Source organism: Thalassospira indica, assembly GCF_003403095.1.
In the GTDB taxonomy this organism is placed as follows: domain Bacteria; phylum Pseudomonadota; class Alphaproteobacteria; order Rhodospirillales; family Thalassospiraceae; genus Thalassospira; species Thalassospira indica.
The window spans coordinates 2,593,643-2,612,319 of the sequence record NZ_CP031555.1 but is presented as its reverse complement, the minus strand read 5'-3'; the positions used below and the strand labels follow the sequence as shown (position 1 = coordinate 2,612,319).

At 53.2% G+C, this 18,677-nt stretch carries 18 protein-coding genes and 1 tRNA gene; 4 read left to right on the top strand and 15 right to left on the bottom strand.

Features of this window, described 5'->3' with window-relative positions:
- Window position 1: 1 nt before the first annotated feature.
- The 4 genes from DY252_RS12335 to DY252_RS12320 all read right to left on the bottom strand — a co-directional run bounded on the left by DY252_RS12335 (window position 2) and on the right by DY252_RS12320 (window position 2,231).
- Window positions 2–265: a phosphopantetheine-binding protein gene (locus tag DY252_RS12335; RefSeq protein ID WP_064781382.1), complete on the bottom strand. Its 264-nt coding sequence runs from the start codon at window positions 263–265 to the stop codon at window positions 2–4.
- Complete coding sequence (locus tag DY252_RS12330; RefSeq protein WP_064789214.1) at window positions 240–1,082, bottom strand: lysophospholipid acyltransferase family protein; 843 nt, start codon at window positions 1,080–1,082, stop codon at window positions 240–242. Before DY252_RS12330 ends, DY252_RS12335 begins: the two co-directional genes overlap by 26 nt.
- Window positions 1,075–1,734 (bottom strand): beta-ketoacyl synthase chain length factor, encoded by a 660-nt coding sequence (locus tag DY252_RS12325; protein WP_064789215.1) that lies wholly within the window; start codon window positions 1,732–1,734, stop codon window positions 1,075–1,077. The genes DY252_RS12330 and DY252_RS12325 overlap by 8 nt, the downstream gene beginning before the upstream one ends.
- Before the next feature lie 95 nt (window positions 1,735–1,829).
- Window positions 1,830–2,231, bottom strand: coding sequence for a hypothetical protein (locus tag DY252_RS12320; protein WP_064789216.1), 402 nt, complete (start codon window positions 2,229–2,231; stop codon window positions 1,830–1,832).
- Between the two features lie 342 nt (window positions 2,232–2,573).
- Between DY252_RS12320 and DY252_RS12315 the strand changes: the two genes are divergently transcribed.
- On the top strand, window positions 2,574–2,918 hold the full coding sequence (locus DY252_RS12315) for a 4'-phosphopantetheinyl transferase family protein (RefSeq protein WP_129542725.1): 345 nt from the start codon (window positions 2,574–2,576) through the stop codon (window positions 2,916–2,918).
- Window positions 2,919–3,024: 106 nt separating this feature from the next.
- Here the strand turns inward: DY252_RS12315 and DY252_RS12310 are convergent, their stop codons facing one another.
- From DY252_RS12310 to DY252_RS12270, 9 genes are all read right to left on the bottom strand, one after another.
- A complete protein-coding gene (locus DY252_RS12310; RefSeq protein WP_064789218.1) occupies window positions 3,025–3,798 on the bottom strand; it encodes an MBL fold metallo-hydrolase in 774 nt (257 codons plus the stop codon).
- A gap of 2 nt (window positions 3,799–3,800) precedes the next feature.
- Window positions 3,801–4,613: a TatD family hydrolase gene (locus DY252_RS12305; RefSeq protein ID WP_064789219.1), complete on the bottom strand. Its 813-nt coding sequence runs from the start codon at window positions 4,611–4,613 to the stop codon at window positions 3,801–3,803.
- Window positions 4,610–6,175, bottom strand: coding sequence for a methionine--tRNA ligase (metG, locus tag DY252_RS12300; protein ID WP_064789285.1), 1,566 nt, complete (start codon window positions 6,173–6,175; stop codon window positions 4,610–4,612). Before metG ends, DY252_RS12305 begins: the two co-directional genes overlap by 4 nt.
- An 86-nt stretch (window positions 6,176–6,261) precedes the next feature.
- Window positions 6,262–7,368 (bottom strand): DNA polymerase III subunit delta', encoded by a 1,107-nt coding sequence (locus tag DY252_RS12295; RefSeq protein WP_064789220.1) that lies wholly within the window; start codon window positions 7,366–7,368, stop codon window positions 6,262–6,264.
- 2 nt (window positions 7,369–7,370) lie between these two features.
- Entirely contained in the window at window positions 7,371–8,027 is a 657-nt protein-coding gene (tmk, locus tag DY252_RS12290; protein WP_064789221.1) for a dTMP kinase, read from the bottom strand.
- Window positions 8,024–9,202 (bottom strand): D-alanyl-D-alanine carboxypeptidase family protein, encoded by a 1,179-nt coding sequence (locus tag DY252_RS12285; RefSeq protein WP_064789222.1) that lies wholly within the window; start codon window positions 9,200–9,202, stop codon window positions 8,024–8,026. The genes tmk and DY252_RS12285 overlap by 4 nt, the downstream gene beginning before the upstream one ends.
- A 144-nt stretch (window positions 9,203–9,346) precedes the next feature.
- Window positions 9,347–10,393 (bottom strand): septal ring lytic transglycosylase RlpA family protein, encoded by a 1,047-nt coding sequence (locus DY252_RS22685; protein WP_064781366.1) that lies wholly within the window; start codon window positions 10,391–10,393, stop codon window positions 9,347–9,349.
- Window positions 10,394–10,465: 72 nt separating this feature from the next.
- Window positions 10,466–11,470: a lytic murein transglycosylase gene (locus DY252_RS12275; protein ID WP_064781365.1), complete on the bottom strand. Its 1,005-nt coding sequence runs from the start codon at window positions 11,468–11,470 to the stop codon at window positions 10,466–10,468.
- A 23-nt stretch (window positions 11,471–11,493) separates the two neighbouring features.
- Complete coding sequence (locus DY252_RS12270) at window positions 11,494–12,318, bottom strand: YdcF family protein (protein WP_064789223.1); 825 nt, start codon at window positions 12,316–12,318, stop codon at window positions 11,494–11,496.
- Window positions 12,319–12,479: 161 nt separating this feature from the next.
- Here DY252_RS12270 and DY252_RS12265 point away from each other — a divergent pair.
- Both DY252_RS12265 and DY252_RS12260 read left to right on the top strand, forming a co-directional pair.
- A tRNA-Ser gene (locus DY252_RS12265) sits at window positions 12,480–12,569 on the top strand.
- 109 nt (window positions 12,570–12,678) lie between these two features.
- On the top strand, window positions 12,679–13,017 hold the full coding sequence (locus DY252_RS12260) for a zinc ribbon domain-containing protein YjdM (protein WP_064789224.1): 339 nt from the start codon (window positions 12,679–12,681) through the stop codon (window positions 13,015–13,017).
- Between the two features lie 87 nt (window positions 13,018–13,104).
- On the opposite strand, the gene DY252_RS12255 is transcribed toward DY252_RS12260, so the two are convergent.
- On the bottom strand, window positions 13,105–15,345 hold the full coding sequence (locus tag DY252_RS12255) for a TRAP transporter permease (protein WP_064789225.1): 2,241 nt from the start codon (window positions 15,343–15,345) through the stop codon (window positions 13,105–13,107).
- Between the two features lie 113 nt (window positions 15,346–15,458).
- A complete protein-coding gene (locus tag DY252_RS12250) occupies window positions 15,459–16,433 on the bottom strand; it encodes a TAXI family TRAP transporter solute-binding subunit (protein ID WP_064789226.1) in 975 nt (324 codons plus the stop codon).
- A gap of 291 nt (window positions 16,434–16,724) precedes the next feature.
- On the opposite strand from DY252_RS12250, the gene DY252_RS12245 reads away from it, so the two are divergent.
- A complete protein-coding gene (locus DY252_RS12245; RefSeq protein WP_064789227.1) occupies window positions 16,725–18,671 on the top strand; it encodes a methyl-accepting chemotaxis protein in 1,947 nt (648 codons plus the stop codon).
- The last annotated feature ends 6 nt before the right edge of the window (window positions 18,672–18,677 follow it).

Below are 18,677 nucleotides of genomic sequence, written 5' to 3'. Positions count from 1 at the left end.
ATCACCCCTCCTTGCCGGACTGTTCAATGAAGCGCGCAAGGTTGCGGACCGAAGCGAAGTGGGTTTTGACATCTTCGTTCTTGGCATCAATACGTACGTCGTACTTCTTCTGAATGGCGACCCCGAGTTCGAGCGCATCAATGGAATCAAGTCCAAGTCCCTCGACAAAAAGCGGTTCTTCGCTGTCAATTTCTTCGACTGTGACGTCTTCAAGGTTAAGCGTCTCGATAATAAAGGCTTTAAGTTCGTTTTCCAGCGCGGTCATTCTTCAGTCTGTCCACAAAATAATCCCTGATGAACCGGGTAACATACCGGGCCTGTTTGGCACGGCTGAGTTCCGGATCATGCAAATCCCCAAATGCAAGCGGCTTATCCACCACGATACGATAGCGTATTTTCGATGGTGCGATCCTATACCACGGTACCCCTTTTTTCAGAGTATCGTGATTACAGTGCACAACCACCGGAATCAAGTCGGCTTGTGTTTCTATCGCAATGTTGGCAACGCCACGTTGGAATTTCCCCAATGTTTGGTTGCTTGGCGTGCGCGTTCCTTCCGGGAAGATCAGGATGCACGCACCATCACTCAAATGATGTTTCGCCTGTTTAATCAGGTGTTCCGGGTTGTCATCATTGCGAATAAAACCGGCAGCCCGCACAACACCGAACAAAAACGGATTCCGAAACAGCTGGTGCTTTACGACACATTGGCACTTATCAAGCTGTGCCAGGATCATCACAACATCAAGCAGAGTAGGGTGGTTCGCGATGATGATTGACCCGTTTGCTGCACGAAGCTGCGCAATATTCTCTGTTTCGACCGAGGCTACGCCGATTATATCAAGCATTCCGGCAAAAACTCGGAAACCGCGAAAAATCACGAGCTGGGCATAGCGCCTGCGTTTTTCGCGGTCCTGAAGTACCAGCATCATGGCCGGAAAAATCGTAAGCGCCATAAACAGTCCACCGAGCCCGAAACTGGCAAAGGCAAAGCCCGTGGCGAAAAGGCGCCAGTACCAGTTAAAGCCTTTTTGGGTGCGTTTACGATGAGGTGCTGGCTGCTGGGCTATTTTGTCAGTCATTTTTGGTAACGGTCCAACAACCGTTGGTGCCGAAAAGCGTGTGCTTGCCTAGGCCGCTTTCCAAAAACTCGGCAAACCGTTCTGCCTCGAGAGGTGCCGATATCCGGGTCGTTTCCGAAGTCGTACCGAATTCGACCGCGTAGCTGTTGGATTGGCTGGCATGCGATAAAGGTTCGAACCGCACGGCTAGTGCGGTTCCAGTTTGGTCACCCTGTTCAAGATGTCTGTAAACAGCAGGCAGCGGCAGGTCGATATAGCACAATATGACGGGCAGGTTGGTGTCGTTGATCTGACAAATGGCCTCTGTCATACCGGCGACAAGGCTGTCTGGCCCGGCGGCAACGGCGGTATGGCTTTCAGTTACTGACCAATTAATCGATGCGATGCCGACCAAGGCATTGTGAACCGACATGCCAAAGTCGGCCGGAGACAGTGCTTCGTCCGTTATGACCTGGTGCAGAAGCTTTACGGTGCGTTCGATATTTCCATGTCGTGATGCAAACACGATGTATGGATTGTCATCTGTGCGCAAGGTTCTGGTAAGAACCTCTGCTGCGGCACGGCCATACAGATCCAGTCGGCGTTTCCAAGCCGGTTTCAAACCGCTAGCCAAGTCAGCCTTGTCGATCCCTGTTTTGCTGGATTGAAGCACCCCGGGCGCTCCGTATTTCAGATCTGCGTGATCGTTAGACCCGCACCAGAACGCCCAGTTTGTAATGCTGACTTGCACTGCCATAAGTGGCGCGGTCAGTTGGCAAGCGCGGCTTTGGCCGACACTTCACGCAAGATATCCTGACGCAGGTTATTGACCCAACGATTGTAATTGTAATGGATCGAGGCGCCGTCATAGTTCAGGTTCGTGCTATCGGCATAAACAATCGAGAATTCGGTTTTATCGAAGCCGATTCTAACTTTTGCCATGTGCGAGCGCGGCGAGTAGGTGGCGAACAATACGCCTTCCGCCTGACGGGTGATGATCCAGTCACGGTCGGACGCGGCTTTGATGATGCTTTCTTCAATTTGCGCAAGGCTGAGCTTTTCAGTACCGGCCGGGAATGCATGATGAGTGACATTTTCGACAGGTGCCGTACGGCAGGCCGCGACAAGAAGTGTCAATAAACCGACGACGGCAAACTTAAAACGGCGCATATCCAACCTACCAATTTTCGATATTATGTTTTGCATCCGGTACGGATGATTGTTGCATGTTACAACAATACTTAATTGTGTAATGAAACCATGATGAACCATTCAACCAAAACTTGGCCTTCAGACGAAAATTTTCCATCAGTTCCTGTTCATGTTGCAGGAAATGGAAGTGTTTTGTGGTCCATTTTGCGATTGGAGCATGGCGCGGACGAAAGTCGTCGCGCACAGCGCCTACGTTCGTCAAGCGCCGCACAATCAATGCTCCTTAACCTCGCGCTAGAGCATTTAGGACCATCGCGGGCATTTGAGGTTTCAAAGGAGCCGTCGGGCAGGCCGGTAGTCATGCTTTCAAATAAAGCCTTGATGGCAAGTATCAGCCATAGCCGAGATCTGGTCTGCGTCGCACTCGGATGCGATGAGCAAATCGCGGTTGGCATCGATATTGAGTATCATGAACCCAACCGAAATATTGAGGGTGTGATCCAGTCGCTTGGTTGGGCCGATGTGGGACTGTCGGCAGAGGCATTTTATAATGCGTGGTGTCTCTATGAAGCACGGTTTAAGGCGACCGGCATTATTGCTCGAAGCGAGCAGCCTGAGATGCGCGTTTCTGCCTTGGCGGTACCGGCGCAGTATAGCGGAGTGTTGGTGTGGGCGTCAGAACCCAGCGATAGTTCAATCAGTTAGGTTGCCTGGATAAACAATCAATAATTTGTCATAATATATATTATAGAACTATTCAGTGTGGTGTCGCGATAGGACATTTCGACCTCACCTCTGAAGTCTTCGGTGCTTAGTTCACCTCAATAACCAAGCCATCATAAGCTGGTTCAACATGGTCTGGCGTGTCTGCCATCGCCTGTGCGTAGTCAAACTGGATGCTCATGTGCGTCATATAGACTTGCTTTGGTTTGAATTCCTCGACCCAGCCAAGAAGTTTTTCGAGATGTGCGTGCGTGTTGTGCGGACGATGCCGCAAGCAATCCACGACCCAGACATCCAGATCATAGAGATGTTCTTTGGATTCTTCGGGGAATTCAACCACATCCGTGGAATAGGCAAACTTGCCTATTTTGAACCCAAGGGTCTCGCCATAGCCGTGGTCTTGGCTGAAAACCGTGATTGGGACCCCTGCTGGCTTGATTGGTCTTGTGATGACATGCGGGATCAACACCGGCTTGAAATAGAACTCAACGCCTTCTGGCAGCGGCGTGAAGACATAATTGAAGCGATGATCTATGTCCGAGATTGTCTGTGCATTCGCATAGATATCAATTGGACGTTCCATCGCGACATTCAGCCAGCGAACATCATCAATGCCATGCACATGATCGGCATGCGAATGGGTAAACAGGATCGCATCGAGGTGGTCGATCCCGTGCGTCAACGCCTGTTGGCGAAAATCCGGTGTCACGTCGACAAGGATCTTTTTCCCAGATTCTTCGATCAGGATCGAGCTGCGTAAACGTTGGTTTTTCGGATTGTTCGGGTCGCACTTTCCCCATCCAAGGCCAACCGATGGCACACCATTTGAGGAGCCGCAGCCAAGGATGGTTACCTTCGTCACTGTTATTCGGCTCCCAGCGCAAGCAGGTTGTTCCGATCAGCTTTTATGAACAATTTGAAGAAGTTATCCGTCGTTATTCGCGTGATTTCTTCAACTGTTACACCTTTGATTTCGGCTAGCTTCGACGCCGTGTGGGCGACATAGCTCGGTTCGTTCGGTTTGCCGCGCTTGGGCACTGGTGCCAGATACGGTGCATCGGTTTCCACCAACAGTCGATCCAGCGGTACGTCTTCAACAGCGGCACGAATTTCCTTGGCGGAATTAAAGGTGATGATACCCGAACAAGAAATATAAAACCCGATCTTCAATGCACGCTGCGCCAGCGTTGCCGAACTAGAAAAGCAATGAATAACGCCGGTAAACGGCCCCTTTTCATATTCTTCTTCCAGAATATCCATGGTGTCGTCATCGGCATCACGGGTATGGACGATCAAGGGCAAACCCGTTTCGCGGCAAGCCGCGATATGGGCGCGAAAGCTTTGCTGCTGCGCATCGCGCGGCGCATTGTCATAGAAATAATCCAGACCGCTTTCGCCGATCCCGATTACTTTCGGGTCGGATGCCTTTTCGATCAGGGCATCGGGGCTTGAAAGCCCCTCCTCGCCGGCTTCGTGTGGATGAACGCCAACCGTGCAATAGATATGATCGGATTGTTCGGCAACCGCGCGGACCTGGTCAAAGGTCGTCAGTTTCACGCCGATGCTGACCATCATGCCAACGCCGGCGTTTTTGGCCCGCGCAATGGTTCCGCTCAGATCATCGGAAAACTGCGGGTAGTCCAGATGGCAGTGGCTGTCGACAAGGGCGACATTCATGCCTTCTCTCCTTCATCCTCGGTCTCTACATAGCGCGGGAAAACGCCAGCCGGTTTCGGAATGTCCGACCCCGGTTTCAGGGCATTGTCCGGGCCAAGCGCGTCAAATCCGCGCTGATCATCGCCCAGCACCAGCTGATCAAGGATTTTGGCCGCCGAGTCCGGCATGATTGGTTGAACAAGGATGCCGACGTGGCGAATGACCTCGGCCAGGACGTACAAAACCGTCTCCATGCGCGCCGGATCGGTCTTTTTCAGGCCCCAAGGCGCCATTTCATCGACATAGCGGTTGGCATCACCCACAAGGCTCCAGATCGCTTCCAGCCCCTTGTTGAACGCCTGCTCGTCAAAGAGCGGACGCACGGTATCGAGCATGCCGTGTGCCTTGGCGAGGATTTCCTTGTCCGCGTCAGTAAACTCGCCCGGGGTCGGGATCGCAGCATTACAGTTCTTGTGGATCATCGACAGAACACGCTGGCACATATTGCCAAGATCATTGGCCAGTTCGCTGTTCATGCGGTTGACCATGGAACGATGGGAAAAGTCACCATCATTGCCAAACGGCACTTCACGCATCAGAAAATAACGCGTCTGATCCAGACCGTATTTATCGGTCAGGTCATACGGATCAATCACATTACCGATCGATTTGGAGATTTTCTGGCCTTCGTTGGTCCACCAGCCGTGGGCAAAGACGCGCTTGGGTGGTGTGATACCCGCAGCCAGAAGGAATGCGGGCCAGTAAACAGCATGGAAACGCAGGATATCCTTGCCGACCATATGCAGGTCAGCGGGCCAGTACTTTTCAAGTTTGGCCGGATCTGCATCCGGGTAACCGATCGCGGTCAGATAGTTGGTCAGCGCATCGAGCCAGACATACATGACGTGGTCTTCGTCCCCTGGCACCGGAACGCCCCATTTGAAGCTGGTGCGCGATACGGAAAGATCATGCATGCCACCCTTCACAAAGCTAATCACTTCGTTACGGCGTGATTGCGGTGCGATGAAGTCCGGGTTCTGTTCGTAGAATTCCAGCAGGCGGTCGCCCCAAGCAGACAACTTGAAGAAATAACTCGGTTCAGACACCCACTCCACCGGTGCGCCGGTTGGGGCGAGTTTTTCGCCGTCTTTTTCGATCAGTTCCTTCTCGCCGTAGAACGCCTCGTCACGGACCGAATACCAGCCATCATAGGAGCCAAGATAGATCTCGCCCTTTTCCAATAGTGTATTCCAAAGCGCCTGACAGGCCTTTTTGTGACGTTCTTCAGTGGTGCGGATGAAGTCATCGTTGGAATAGTTCATGTGAACGGCAAGATCGCGGAAGTTCTGCGATACCTGGTCTGTGAACGCCTGCGGGGCAATGCCCTTGGCTGCGGCCGATTTGTCGACCTTTTGACCGTGTTCATCGGTTCCGGTCAGGAACATCACGTCATAACCGTCCAGGCGCTTGAAGCGGGCCAGAACGTCGCAGGCAAGCGTGGTATAGGCATGGCCGATATGGGGCTTGTCGTTGACGTAATAGATCGGTGTCGTGATGTAATAGGGCTGTTTGTGCCCGGTCATGGTCGCAAATCCTTCGCGCAAGTCGTGAAACAAAACGGCCCGAAATGGGCCGTGATGGTCAAAATTTCGGTATGTGGGCAGTGATGTCAGGTTCGCATGGTTTCTTCAAGCATGAAGAATGCATTCAGCAAGGCCTGCTTGCGATCAAGATGCAAACCGCGGGTCGCGCCCATCAATTCGTTGATCTTTTCCCATACCTCCAGCCATTGATCAAGCGGTTGCGCGGCTGCCATGCGCTGCATGGCGGGCAATTCACCGTCAACGACTTCGCGGGGCGCCTGCCCTGTGGCGGCAAACCGGATCATTCGCGCCAGCCACCAATGCATCAATTCGGTGATTGTTGCAAAGGCCGCGTCCTTGTCTGCGGGTGAAAATCGCTCCGCAAACTTGTGCTGGGCTGCGACATCGGCATTGGGAAGGGCGGCGATGATGCCAACAAGTTCTGTATACAGCTCGAGCCCACCAACCTCATGGAGCTGAAGAGCGCGTCCGATGCTGCCTTCTGCCAGACCCGACAGGGCATCCCGCGCCCCAAGATCCATGTCCGGGCAATAACGCCCCAGAAGATCGACGACCTGATGATCCTGAAGCGGACCAAGATTAAGACGCCGACAGCGCGACCGAATTGTCGGTAGCAACCGTCCCGGATGATGGGCAACCAGGATCATCATGGCGTTGGCTGGCGGTTCTTCGAGAACCTTGAGGATCGCGTTGGCAGCATTGCGGTTCAGTTCGTCAGCGGCATCAACAATAACGATCCGCCATCCGCCTTCTGCCGAGGTCTTCGACATGAAATTTCCAACCGTGCGCACACTGGCAACGGTGATTTCGCCCTGCAGGCGTTTCTTCTTGTCGTCGTACTGACGCTCGATAACCTTAAGATCGCCATGTCCGCCGCCGGCAATTCGTCGCGCTACCGGGTCTTCCGGATCAACGTAAAGACCGTCATTCTGCTCGCCAAACAGCCCTGCACCGGCATTGTTTCCGCCGCCGGATAAGATGAAACGTGCCATACGATAGGCAAGCGTTGCCTTGCCGACACCCTTGGGGCCACAGAGCAGCCAAGCGTGATGCATGCGTTTGCTGTTCCAAGCATCAACAATGACTTTCTCGGCCTCTTCGTGGCCAAGAAGGGCATCATTGCGTCGCGGGTCAAAGGGGTTTTCTTCTTCGGGAAGGTCTTCCTTGGCCATGATCAGGTCCCCTGCCCGGCAATGCGCCCCTGAACAGCGGCGATGACACGTTCACCTACGCTTTCGATGTCTCCACTGGCGTCAATGACGACACAACGATATTTTTCAGTTTCTGCAATTTCGCGGTAACCGTCACGTATGCGCTCGTGAAATGCAAGTCCCATGCGTTCATAGCGGTCCTCGGCGGCACTGACATTGGCAAAGCGTGCCCCAGCTCGGTCAAGACCAACTTCAAGCGGCAGATCAAAAATTACGGTCAGATCAGGTTTGAAATCGCCGATCGCCAGTTTCCAAAGATTGCGGATATAGTCCGCACCGAGGCCATGGCCGTAGCCCTGATAGACAACCGATGAGTCCGCGAACCGGTCACAAAGAACGACTTTGCCTTCGGCAAGGGCCGGACGAATGGTGCGTTCAACATGATCGCGACGCGACGCAAACATCAGAAGCGCTTCGGTTACGGCGTCCCAACGCCCGGGATCGCCCGTCAGAATAAGGTTGCGGATTTCCTCGGCACCCGGCGAGCCGCCAGGTTCCCGCGTGACGACAACATCCCGGCCCTGCTCGCGGAACCAGGTTGCCAAATGGCGGATCTGGGTGGACTTTCCGCTGCCTTCACCGCCTTCGAAACTGATGAACAAACCGGGCTTTGACTTCACCCGTTTGCCCCCCAGAGAAGATATTTGAAGGCTGCGCCAATACGGCCAACAAATCCAAGGCGTCCGACATCATGGGCGGCATAAAGCGGGAACTCGATGGTGTCCCGGTCCGGGACTTCGACCTTGAGTATTGCGATCTGATCGCCCTGGCTGATCGGGGCCGGCACCGGGCCATCATAGACGACGGTGACCTTCATATCGCGGCTCGCACTGCGCGGCAGTGTCAAAAGGATTTCCTTGTCAGCGACGAGATCAACCTTGGTTTCCGAACCCAACCAAACATTGGCGGAACTCACGGTTTCGCCCTCTGCGAACAGATCGTAGTTGTCAAACTCGCGGAAGCCCCAATCCAGAAGCTTTTGGGACTCCGTGCGACGTTCACGTACAGAATCCAGACCGTTAACCACAAGGATCAACCGACGTCCGTCACGCTCGGCCGAGGCCGTAAGACCGTATCCGGCCGCTTCTGTGTGACCGGTTTTGAGGCCGTCAACACCGGCACTCGTGCCAAGCAGCGGGTTACGGTTGGGCTGACGGATACCGTTATAGGTGAATTCCTTGACGGAATAGAGCTCGTAAAGGTCCGGGAAATTGCGAATGGTGTCGCGCGCAAGGATGGCAAGGTCATGAACCGTGACAAGGTGGCCGTCCGCCGGCCAGCCGGTGGCGTTCTTGAATACAGACTTGGTCATGCCGATCGCGCGGGCTTCTTCGGTCATCGCCTCGGCAAAGGCTTCTTCGGACCCGCCAATTCCCTCTGCGACGACGATTGCCGCGTCATTTCCCGACTGAACGATAATGCCATGCAGCAGATCCGAGACCGAAACGTTGGAGTTTACCTCGACAAACATTTTCGATCCGCCCTTACGCCATGCTTTCTCGCTGACGTGGAAGGTGTCGTCCATCGAAACGCGACCGTCCTTGATATACTTGAACAGCATATGAACGGTCATCATCTTGGTCATCGAAGCCGGCTCGGTCAGGGTGTCTCCTTCTTTATCAAGCAGCACAGCGCCGGTATCGAAGTCCATAATGAAAGCTTCACGTGCGCTGGTCTCTATTGCCTGCGCGCGTGCAAAGCTCGTCGACATTGCCATGACTGAGCCAAAAATAAAGGCTCCGGCCACTACCCGGTTCAGAGTGTTTTTGAACGGAACTGGCGGCATCAAAGTCATGGCATTCAAACCCTGTAAAATAATTTCTCTATGCACCGGGGAACGGTGTATCCGCTGATTTGCTTATGTCGCAAATTCGGCAGAATTGTGCAACACCAACAAACCCGACGTTTTAAAGCGGTAGCATAACCGGCTTTTTTTCAATCAACAGACTGATGTCGCTGAGCCGCCATCAGCACACTCAACGACAACTTTTGCCCCGTTTTGGCCGGTTGCAATCACCCGTTCAAGCAGGATGTCCGCTTCCGGGACTGTTTCCAACGGACCAAGCCGTACGCGGTAAAAGGTCGTGCCTTTGACGTCGATCGACTCAATCTTGCTGGGGGCAAGATCATAAAGGCGATTGCGCAGGTTTAACGCATTGTCATAAATGGAAAAGGCACCTGCCTGGACATAGATCGAAGACGATGCGACAGGCGCAACTTCAACCACGGCGGCCTCTTCGACCACGCCATCAAGTGGTGCGGATTGGACACTTGCGCTGGAAGACGGCGGCGTCAGTTTGATACTCGAAGTGGTCGGTTCACCTGCATCGGTAATCGGTCCGTCATCAAGGCGGACTGTTTCAACAACATCGCGCGGTGCTGCCGTAACGGTGCTTTGTTCGGCCGAGGTCACTTGCGGGGCGGCTTTACCTTGCGCGATTGCTGCGATCTGACGGCTTTCAGCTTCAACCACTTCGACGAGAACCTTCGCCGTACCTTTTCGCTCGAACCCCAAAAGTTGGGCTGCGCGGCGCGACATATCGATGATCCGCCCATGCGCGAATGGTCCACGGTCATTGACCCGAACCTTGATCGACTTGCCGTTTTCAAGGTTTGTCACCCGAACGATGCTCGGCAGAGGCAAAGTCCGATGTGCGGCCGAAACCTCATATTGATCAAAAATCTCGCCGTTAGCGGTCTTCTTGCCATGGAATTTGGGGCCATACCAGGATGCAATACCGGTTTCGGTGTATTCGTAATCTACGGCCGGATAATACCACTGGCCAGCAATCTCATATGGATTACCGATCTTGTAGTTTCCGATTTGGGCAGGTTGTTGTGACTGACCGCCAAGCCGTTTGACGCCATGGACAGCCAGTTGCGTTTCAGCACAGCCCGCCAGCAATATGCCAAATGCTGCAACCGCTAGGGTAATGCGGCATTTGGCTCGCAGGTGTGCGAAGGCACTTTTTCGTGGTTTAGGCATCAAGGTGTCCCCGCTTGTAGATGCTCTGTCCATGCTCGTTCAGACAAGATGTCCGTTTTCCGGACGTTGTTTTTAACGACCGGCAATCGCATCGGCCAATGTGCCAACCGCAATCGCAAAGTAAGTCGAACGGTTCCAATGCATGATGGTATGGAAATTGTTATAAACCATATATGCGGGACCTTCACCGTCATTTACGATGACAATTGATGCTTCCATGTCTGCCGCAGGCAAATCTGCACCGTTTGGCATGCGAACGCCAAGTTCCTGCCACTCAGAAATTGGTTTGCGGATATCGCGACCTTCAAATTCGGTATTGAAGTTTTCCGGCAGCGAAATCTTGCGGCCCCAGCGCTCGTCTGCATGCCATCCGACGGAGGAAAGATAGTTTGCCGCAGAGGCAAAGACGTCTTCCTTGGCCCCCCAAAGATCAATCTTGCCATCACCGTTTCCGTCGCGTGCATAATTCAGGAAGGTAGATGGCATAAACTGCGCCTGCCCCATGGCGCCGGCCCAAGAGCCCGACATCTTTTCCGGCGCGATATGACCGGCATCAATGATGGTCAACGCGTTCATCAATTCTTTGCGGAAATATTCGGCACGGCGCCCTTCAAATGCGAGGGTCGCAAGTGAATCAACAACCGAATAACCGCCGGTGAAACGACCAAATCCTGTTTCAATGCCCCAGAAGGCTGTCAGGTAATGACCCGGAACACCGTATTTCTTGGCCGCAGCGTCAATGATTTCGCGGTTTTCGGCGTACTTCTTACGACCTTCATTGATGCGGGATTGCGGCACAACCCGATCAAGATATTGTTCAAAGGTCAGTTTGAATTCCGGCTGGCTGCGATCATATTCGATCACTTTGGGGATCGGTTTGGTATTGGCAAAGGCAACGTCGAGTGTGGCATCGGAAATGCCTTTGCTTGCGGCTTCCTTTTTGAATTCAACGAGCCATTCGTCAAATCCCTCGGTGGTGAATTCTGGAAGTTTCTCATCGGTCTGTGCAAAGGCCGGTGCATTTGCCGCCATCACAGCAACGACGGAGGCGGCAGTCAGTAGTTTCCAGAATTTCATCTAAGCCTCATCCAATCATGTAATCAGTTTTCCGCCCCGGGATCTTGCGGCCCTGGGAACCATGCGTCTGTGCGGCCGGTCCAGTAATAGGCGGTCAAACCAACCCATTCCCGCAAAGCACGGCCCAACGATTTGATACCGTCAGAGACGTTAAGACTTGCTAAATGGATGTCATTTGAGGTGGATCTGTCGACCGGATACGGGATCACATTCCAGCCGGCCTGACGGAATACACCTACCGCCCTCGGCATATGTTGCGCCGAAGTGATTAGTACCCAAGGCTTTTTGGCAAGTTCAGGCCACTCGCGATAAACCACCTCCAGAGATTTCGTGGCGTTCTCGTGCGTGTTCCGCGATTTTTCTTCAAAATACATATTCGACGTCTTCAGGCCCGATTCGTCCAACCAGTTTTCAAGGACGACTGCTTCGCTAAATCCACGCTCTGTCAGGTTGCCATCCCCGCCAGTGAACAGGACAGGTTTATCAGGATACAAGCTGGCAACTCGCAGCATCGCGAATATCCGGTCTGCGGAACCCCATACGTTCATTTCGCCGCGCTCTAGGTAACTGTCTGGGTCAAGGCTCCCAGCCAATGTGACGGTTCCAGCAAACTCGATCTGTGAGAGTTTTGGTTTCTCAAAACGGGTTTCAAGAGGATGCGAGAGCACGTCTCCAACCGGAATAACCGTGATTAGCAACGAGGCTCCGCTCACAATAATCAAGCCAACTACTGCAAATTTACGTGTTCTCTTGAGGAGCATGAACCCCAACAGAGCTGTGAGGAGGAAACCGTGCATGAATACAGCGTCGCTCAGGATGCTTACCGTTTTGGACAGGAAGTAGAACACGTGTGAAAATTCCAAAAAGAATTGGTTTATCGAATGTCATTACCATACTGAAATCAGGATAAATCGCCAGCTTTCGCTGCAATATTGGATTGCCCTATTGACAGGTCATTCTCCCCAATTTATTGAAAGCGCCCAGAGCGAAACGCTCCAACCAGTTTTGCGGAGAGGTGGCAGAGCGGTTGAATGCAGCGGTCTTGAAAACCGCCGTGCCTTTACGGGTACCGTGGGTTCGAATCCCACCCTCTCCGCCATTTACTCCAAGACAGTGCAAAAGCCAGTTCAGTAATCGCACGGTGATGTTCTCTGCGTGCTGCCAAGCCGTATCTGTCAGGACGTCATAATCGTCGAAAGGCCACTGATATGAGCGAACTGCCACCCTGCCCCAAATGTGAATCCCCTTACACCTACGAAGACGGTGACTTGTTGATCTGCCCTGAATGCGCCCATGAATGGTCGCTTGCAACGGGTCAGGCGGATGCAAATGTTGTTCGCGATTCCAATGGCACCCCACTTGCCGATGGCGATACGGTTTCAGTAATCAAGGACCTCAAGGTCAAAGGTTCGTCATCTGTCGTCAAAGTCGGCACCAAGGTTAAGGGTATTCGCCTCGTCGATGGTGACCATGACATCGACTGCAAGATCCCGGGCATCGGTCAGATGGGGCTGAAATCGGAGTTCGTAAAGAAGGTTGTTGAATAGGCAACTCGATACAAGTTCGACCAAAAGCAAAAAAGCGCACCGAATGTGGTGCGCTTTTTCTTTTTATTGGTATTTGCGTCGTAGGGCTTAGTCAGCCCCGCCTGTCCGGAATGTCGTTCCTGGTTTCGGCTTTAAAATACGCTGGATGAAGAGCGTGCCGATTGCCATCCCCACCCCGATCAGATCCGTGATCAGACCGCCGGAGATCATGAACAAAGCTGCGATAACAAGCAGAATGCGCAGGAACCAAACCGCCGAACGGCCAAGGAACCAGCCTTGAACGCCAGACGACAGAAGGAATACGCCCACAACGGCCGTAATCAGAGCCTGACCAATCTGAAGATAGGTTCCGTCCATAAGGATGGCAGAGTTGTAGAAGAACATGAACGGCACGATGAAGGCGGCAATACCGATCTTGAATGACGCAACCGATGTTTCCATCGGGTTGGCCCCGGATATCCCGGCCGCAGCGTACGATGCCAATGCCACCGGCGGTGTGATCGCCGAAACCACAGCAAAGTAGAACACGAAGAAGTGTGCCGTAAGTGGTTCAATTCCAAGCTCAATCAGGCCAGGTGCTACAACAGATGCCGCAACCGCATAGGCCGCTGTCGTTGGCATTCCCATGCCGAGCAAAATGGCGATCAGCATAGCAAAGACAAGTGCCAAAAGCTGGGAGGCTTCGGCCAAACCAAGCAGGAGGTTGGAGAAGCGTGCACCAACCCCGGTGAGCGCAATCACACCGACAATGATACCCGCACAGGCACAAACTGCGATGATCTGGATCGACATGCCGCCTGCCAGTTCAAAAGCCTTGGCAACCGACCGGGCCCCGACGCGATTTGGCGTTAACCAACTGACAACGACAGCCGCAACGGTGGCAAGGGTCCCTGCCCTGATCACGGAATAGCCGAGGAACAATGCAATGATCAGAATGATGATCGGAAGGAACAGGAATACCTTTTTGATCATAACGTCAAAGCGCGGCAATTCATCTTCGCGCATGCCGCGCATGCCAAGTTTCGCGGCCTCAAAATCGACCATGAAATAGATCGATACGAAGTAAAGGATGGCCGGAATGACGGCTGCAATCGCGATCTCGGTATATGGAATGCCGGTGATCTCAGCCATGATGAAGGCACCTGCCCCCATAATTGGCGGCATGATCTGACCGCCGGTTGAGGCCGCAGCCTCAATCGCACCAGCGGTCTTCTTGTGATAGCCGACCTTTTTCATCAGCGGAATGGTGAGCGAACCAGTCGCCACCACGTTTCCGGCAGACGTACCGTTAATCATGCCCATCAGACCGGAAGCAAAGATCGCAACCTTTGCCGGACCGCCACGGGCACGCCCCGCGACCGAGAAGGCAAAGTTCACGAAATAGTCGCCAACTTTGGACGCCTGCAGGAAGGCTGCAAAAATGATGAAGAGAATGATATAGGTCGACGAAACTGCCGTCGTCGGGCCGAGAATCCCTGCGTCGGTGTAAACCTGACTAAAGAAACGCTGCCAAGTAACAGACGGCGACTGCAGGAAACCTGGCAGGAATTCACCAACGAAAACGTAGATCAGGAAGATGGTCGCAATGACCACCAGTGCCAGACCGGCAACCCTTCGGGTCAGCTCCATGATCAGCAATGTGCCAGCAACAGCAGCGATCGAGATCCCGATTGGCGCAAAGGGTGTACCCGTCGAGTTGCGCATCAATGTGCCATAAATCGTGATCAGATAAACAGCGACCGCGAAGGCACAGACGCACAGCACAAAGTCGGGTGCAGAATATTTTTCGCGCGATGTTTTGTGGAACCAGGACAAAACAATACCGCCGACCGTCGCCACCAGAAGCGGTGTTCCGAAAAGCCAGGTTTCATTGAACTTGATTGTTGCATCAATGCCGTTCCACATCACGCCATTCTGGATGTCGAGCGCGAAGCTAAACGCCATACCGGTGGCCATGAATGCCGGCACGAGAAGAACATATGACAGATACCCCAAAAGCGGTGTACCTGTGCCTGGGCTGTCATTGAAACTGTTGGCCGAGTACCACAGAAAACCAAGCGCCAGCGCGCCCGCAACGTGAACGATACGGAAGTTCCATGTTTCAAGCGGAAAATCAGGAAGAAATCGCAGATTAACAATCCCGCCGGTCATACCCGAGAGCGAGACACCATTCAGTGCAAGCATGTGGAAGGCTGCATAGATTGCAGCGGAAATCGTGATAAAGGTCAGGCCACTGCCCTCGAAAAGACGTCGATTATGTTCAACCGGCTCTTCGTCAACACCATCGGCAATAAGGTGTTCGTCTTCCACCTGGCTTTTGTTTGTCATCTGTTTCCCCGCTCTCACGCAAGTTTGTTTTTGGCCACAGGCAAGCTGATTATTGAAAGACGGCGGACCGTCCGCCCGGACAGTCCGCCTCCAAGATGTTTAACAGACAAAAATTAGTGGATCATGTCTGCGGGAATGGACGCACCATTCTCGTTGAACCACTTGGCAGCACCCGGATGCCACTTCATGACCTTGTTTTTGTCCCAGTTTGCCGGAACAGTCGAACGGGCCGCGCGGTGGATTGAAACCATCCGCTCGTTGTCAGACATCACAACGTCGGTTGCGGCATAAACAAAGCTTTCCGGAAGCTCGCAGTTGGCAATGGCAAAGTTCCACATCGAAACCGAACGTGCCGGTTCGGTCAGCGTGGTGTAGGTGTCCGCTGCAATGTCGAACTCGGATACCGGGAAGGCATCCATGATCTGCTTCTGTTCAGCTTCGGTGAATTCGATGATGTTCACGTCAGTCTGGACTTCAAGCTGGCTGACAGCCGGAACCGGAACGCCTGCGGCGAACGCAATAACGTCAAGCAGACCATCCTGCAGCTGGCCACCAAGGTCGGCCCAGCCACCATTACGACGTTCGAATTCAACACCGAGTTCTTCTAGCATACGCGGGAAATATGTATCCGAGGTCGAGCCTGCCGGACCAAAGCCAATCTTGGCACCCGCCGGAATTTCTGCAACCGAAGTAATTCCCGAGGAAGAGAGAGCCGTGATCGAGAACGGTGTCTGATACATCGGGAACATTGCACAGGCATTGGTCATCTGAAGACCCGGTGCAATCGGGTTTGTGCCCGCAAGCGATTCTGCGGCCGGCCCCATCGTCGTCATACCAAAGGCAGCTTCACCGGTATGAACAAGGGCCATGTTCTGCATCGGGCCACCGGTGACTTCACCGCCACCCGAGATGCCGAGTTCTTCCGCCACAAGGTTCGCCCAGCCAGAACCATACGCGAAATAGGTCCCGCCCTGTGAAGCTGTACCGACGGTAAAGCTCTCCGGCCAGTCAGAACGATCCTGAGCTACGGCAGCAGTGCTCCCGAACGCGAACGCGACCGCCATCCCTGCAAATAATGCGCGTTTCATTAATTTCCTCCGTTTATCGGTATTTTGTGAGAGTTCGCCACAAGTCATTTCCTCATATGGGGAAACTCAAAGTTGATAGCAATGTGGTTCTTAATCAATACCGAAAACAAAGAGATTTCATAGTGATGTCGATCTCTTGTCGGGTGCTACTTTAGTTGCATCCCGCAATGAGAAGACATTCTGATGGATCCGTTTTTCGAAAGCCTGACTCTTAGCGGCACCAAGTGCTTGTAATCGGGTCAGGCAACCACATTTGTTTAATGTAATGTACTTCTTCCGGAGGATTGCTGCATGTCGCTCAATATTGGTAGCCGGATATTGCTTGCTGCGGCAATGATCGTTGTTGCGACGTTCACGGCATTCATCCTCTATTTCGACTATCAGCAACGAACATACATCCAGAATGCGCTTGTGGCTAAATTGACCGAGAGTGGTTCGTTGGCCACTGCCGGCATCTCAAACTGGCTTGATGGCCGGCGCCTGTTGGTTGAGAGCCTCGCCAACAATATTGCCCGTGACAGTTCCCCCACCAATGTCTCTGAAGTTGCAAGCGGTGAGGCATTTGCCGAGTCATTTATCTTTTCATATTTCGGCAGTGCTGACGGTGTGATGACAATGTATCCGCCCGATGATCTGCCGCCCGACTACGACCCGCGCCAACGCCCATGGTATGCAGATGCAGTTTCTGTCGGTGATAGTACGCTTACCGAACCCTACACCGATGCATCCACCGGTCAGCTCATTGTTACGGCAACCACACCTGTTTTTGATGGATCAAACCTTCTTGGGGTTGTTGGCGGCGATATCGATATTGGTATTCTTGGCGATCTGGTTCGCAGCATCGATTTGGGCGGGATCGGATATGGCTTTCTGGTTAATGATCAGGGAACGGTGCTGATCCACCCGAGTGCAGAATTCACCCTTAAACCCCTGCCTGAAGTGTTTCCTGACGACACACCAACGGTAAAGGAAGGCATGGAGAGCATCATTGATGGCTCAGGCGATCAGTTGTTCACCTTTTTCCGCGTCAATGGCTTGCCTTCTGTAAACTGGTATCTCGGCTTTGCACTTGATCGCGATGCCGCATATGCGTCGCTTACCGAGTTTCGCTACACTGCGATTATTACCGCGATCATTGCCATTCTGGCCATAATGGGCCTGATGGGGCTGCTGGTGCGTATTTGGGTTTCGCGGCCGGTTATGAGTATGACGTCGGCCATGACCCGCCTCGCCAATGGTCAGAGGGATGTCGATGTCCCGGGAACGGAACTCAAGGACGAAATTGGCGCAATGGCCGCGGCTGTTCTGGTGTTTAAAAACAACGCTGCAGAAGTGGATCGTTTGGCGAGCGAGAATGAAGCTGCGACCAGACATGCGGCTGAGGCGCGCAGGCGCGCCATGGAACAAATGGCAGACAATTTCGAGAAGAGTGTTCTTTCCATAGTGGAAACAGTGGCTGACGCGGCCGAAAAAACGCAGTTGGTCGCAACTCAGTTATCTGCCAATGCAGAGGAATCAACGGCCCGTGCCGCCGCTGTTTCGAGCGCTGCGAACATAACAACGGAAAATGTGCAGGCGGTGGCGTCCGCAACCGAGGAACTCTCTGCTGCCATTCGCGAAATTGGTGCACAGGTTACGCAATCAATCGAAGTTGCGACCGAGGCAGTTTCTGGCGTCAACAGTACCTCTGCAACGGTCACAGAGCTTGCCGAGGCTGCTGAGCGGATCGGCAAGGTCGTCGGTCTCATTCAAGATATTGCCGGGCAAACAAACCTTCTGGCGCTCAACGCTACCATAGAAGCCGCTCGTGCAGGTGATGCTGGTAAGGGCTTTGCCGTCGTTGCCGGTGAGGTGAAATCGCTTGCCAATCAAACAGACAAGGCTACTGGCGATATTCAGGTTCAGGTAGATGGTATTCAGGGGTCGTCGAACCGTTCAGTTTCCGAAATCAGGTCTATTTCCGGAACGATCGAGCGGATTAACGAATTCTGCAATGCCATTGCAGCCGCGGTTGAACAACAAGGGGCTGCGACACAAGAAATTGCAGACAGCGTTCAACGTGCAGCAGCGGGCACACAGGAAGTCTCGCAAAACGTGTCGGCCGTCTCTGATACCGCCAACATGGTAAGTGAGGAAGCCAACTCGCTCCTTTCGTCTTCCCAGGAATTGCGAAAACTGGCCCAGCGTCTCAGGGAAGAAGTTATCGGCTTCCTGAAATCTGTTCGCGACAACGATTAGGTAATA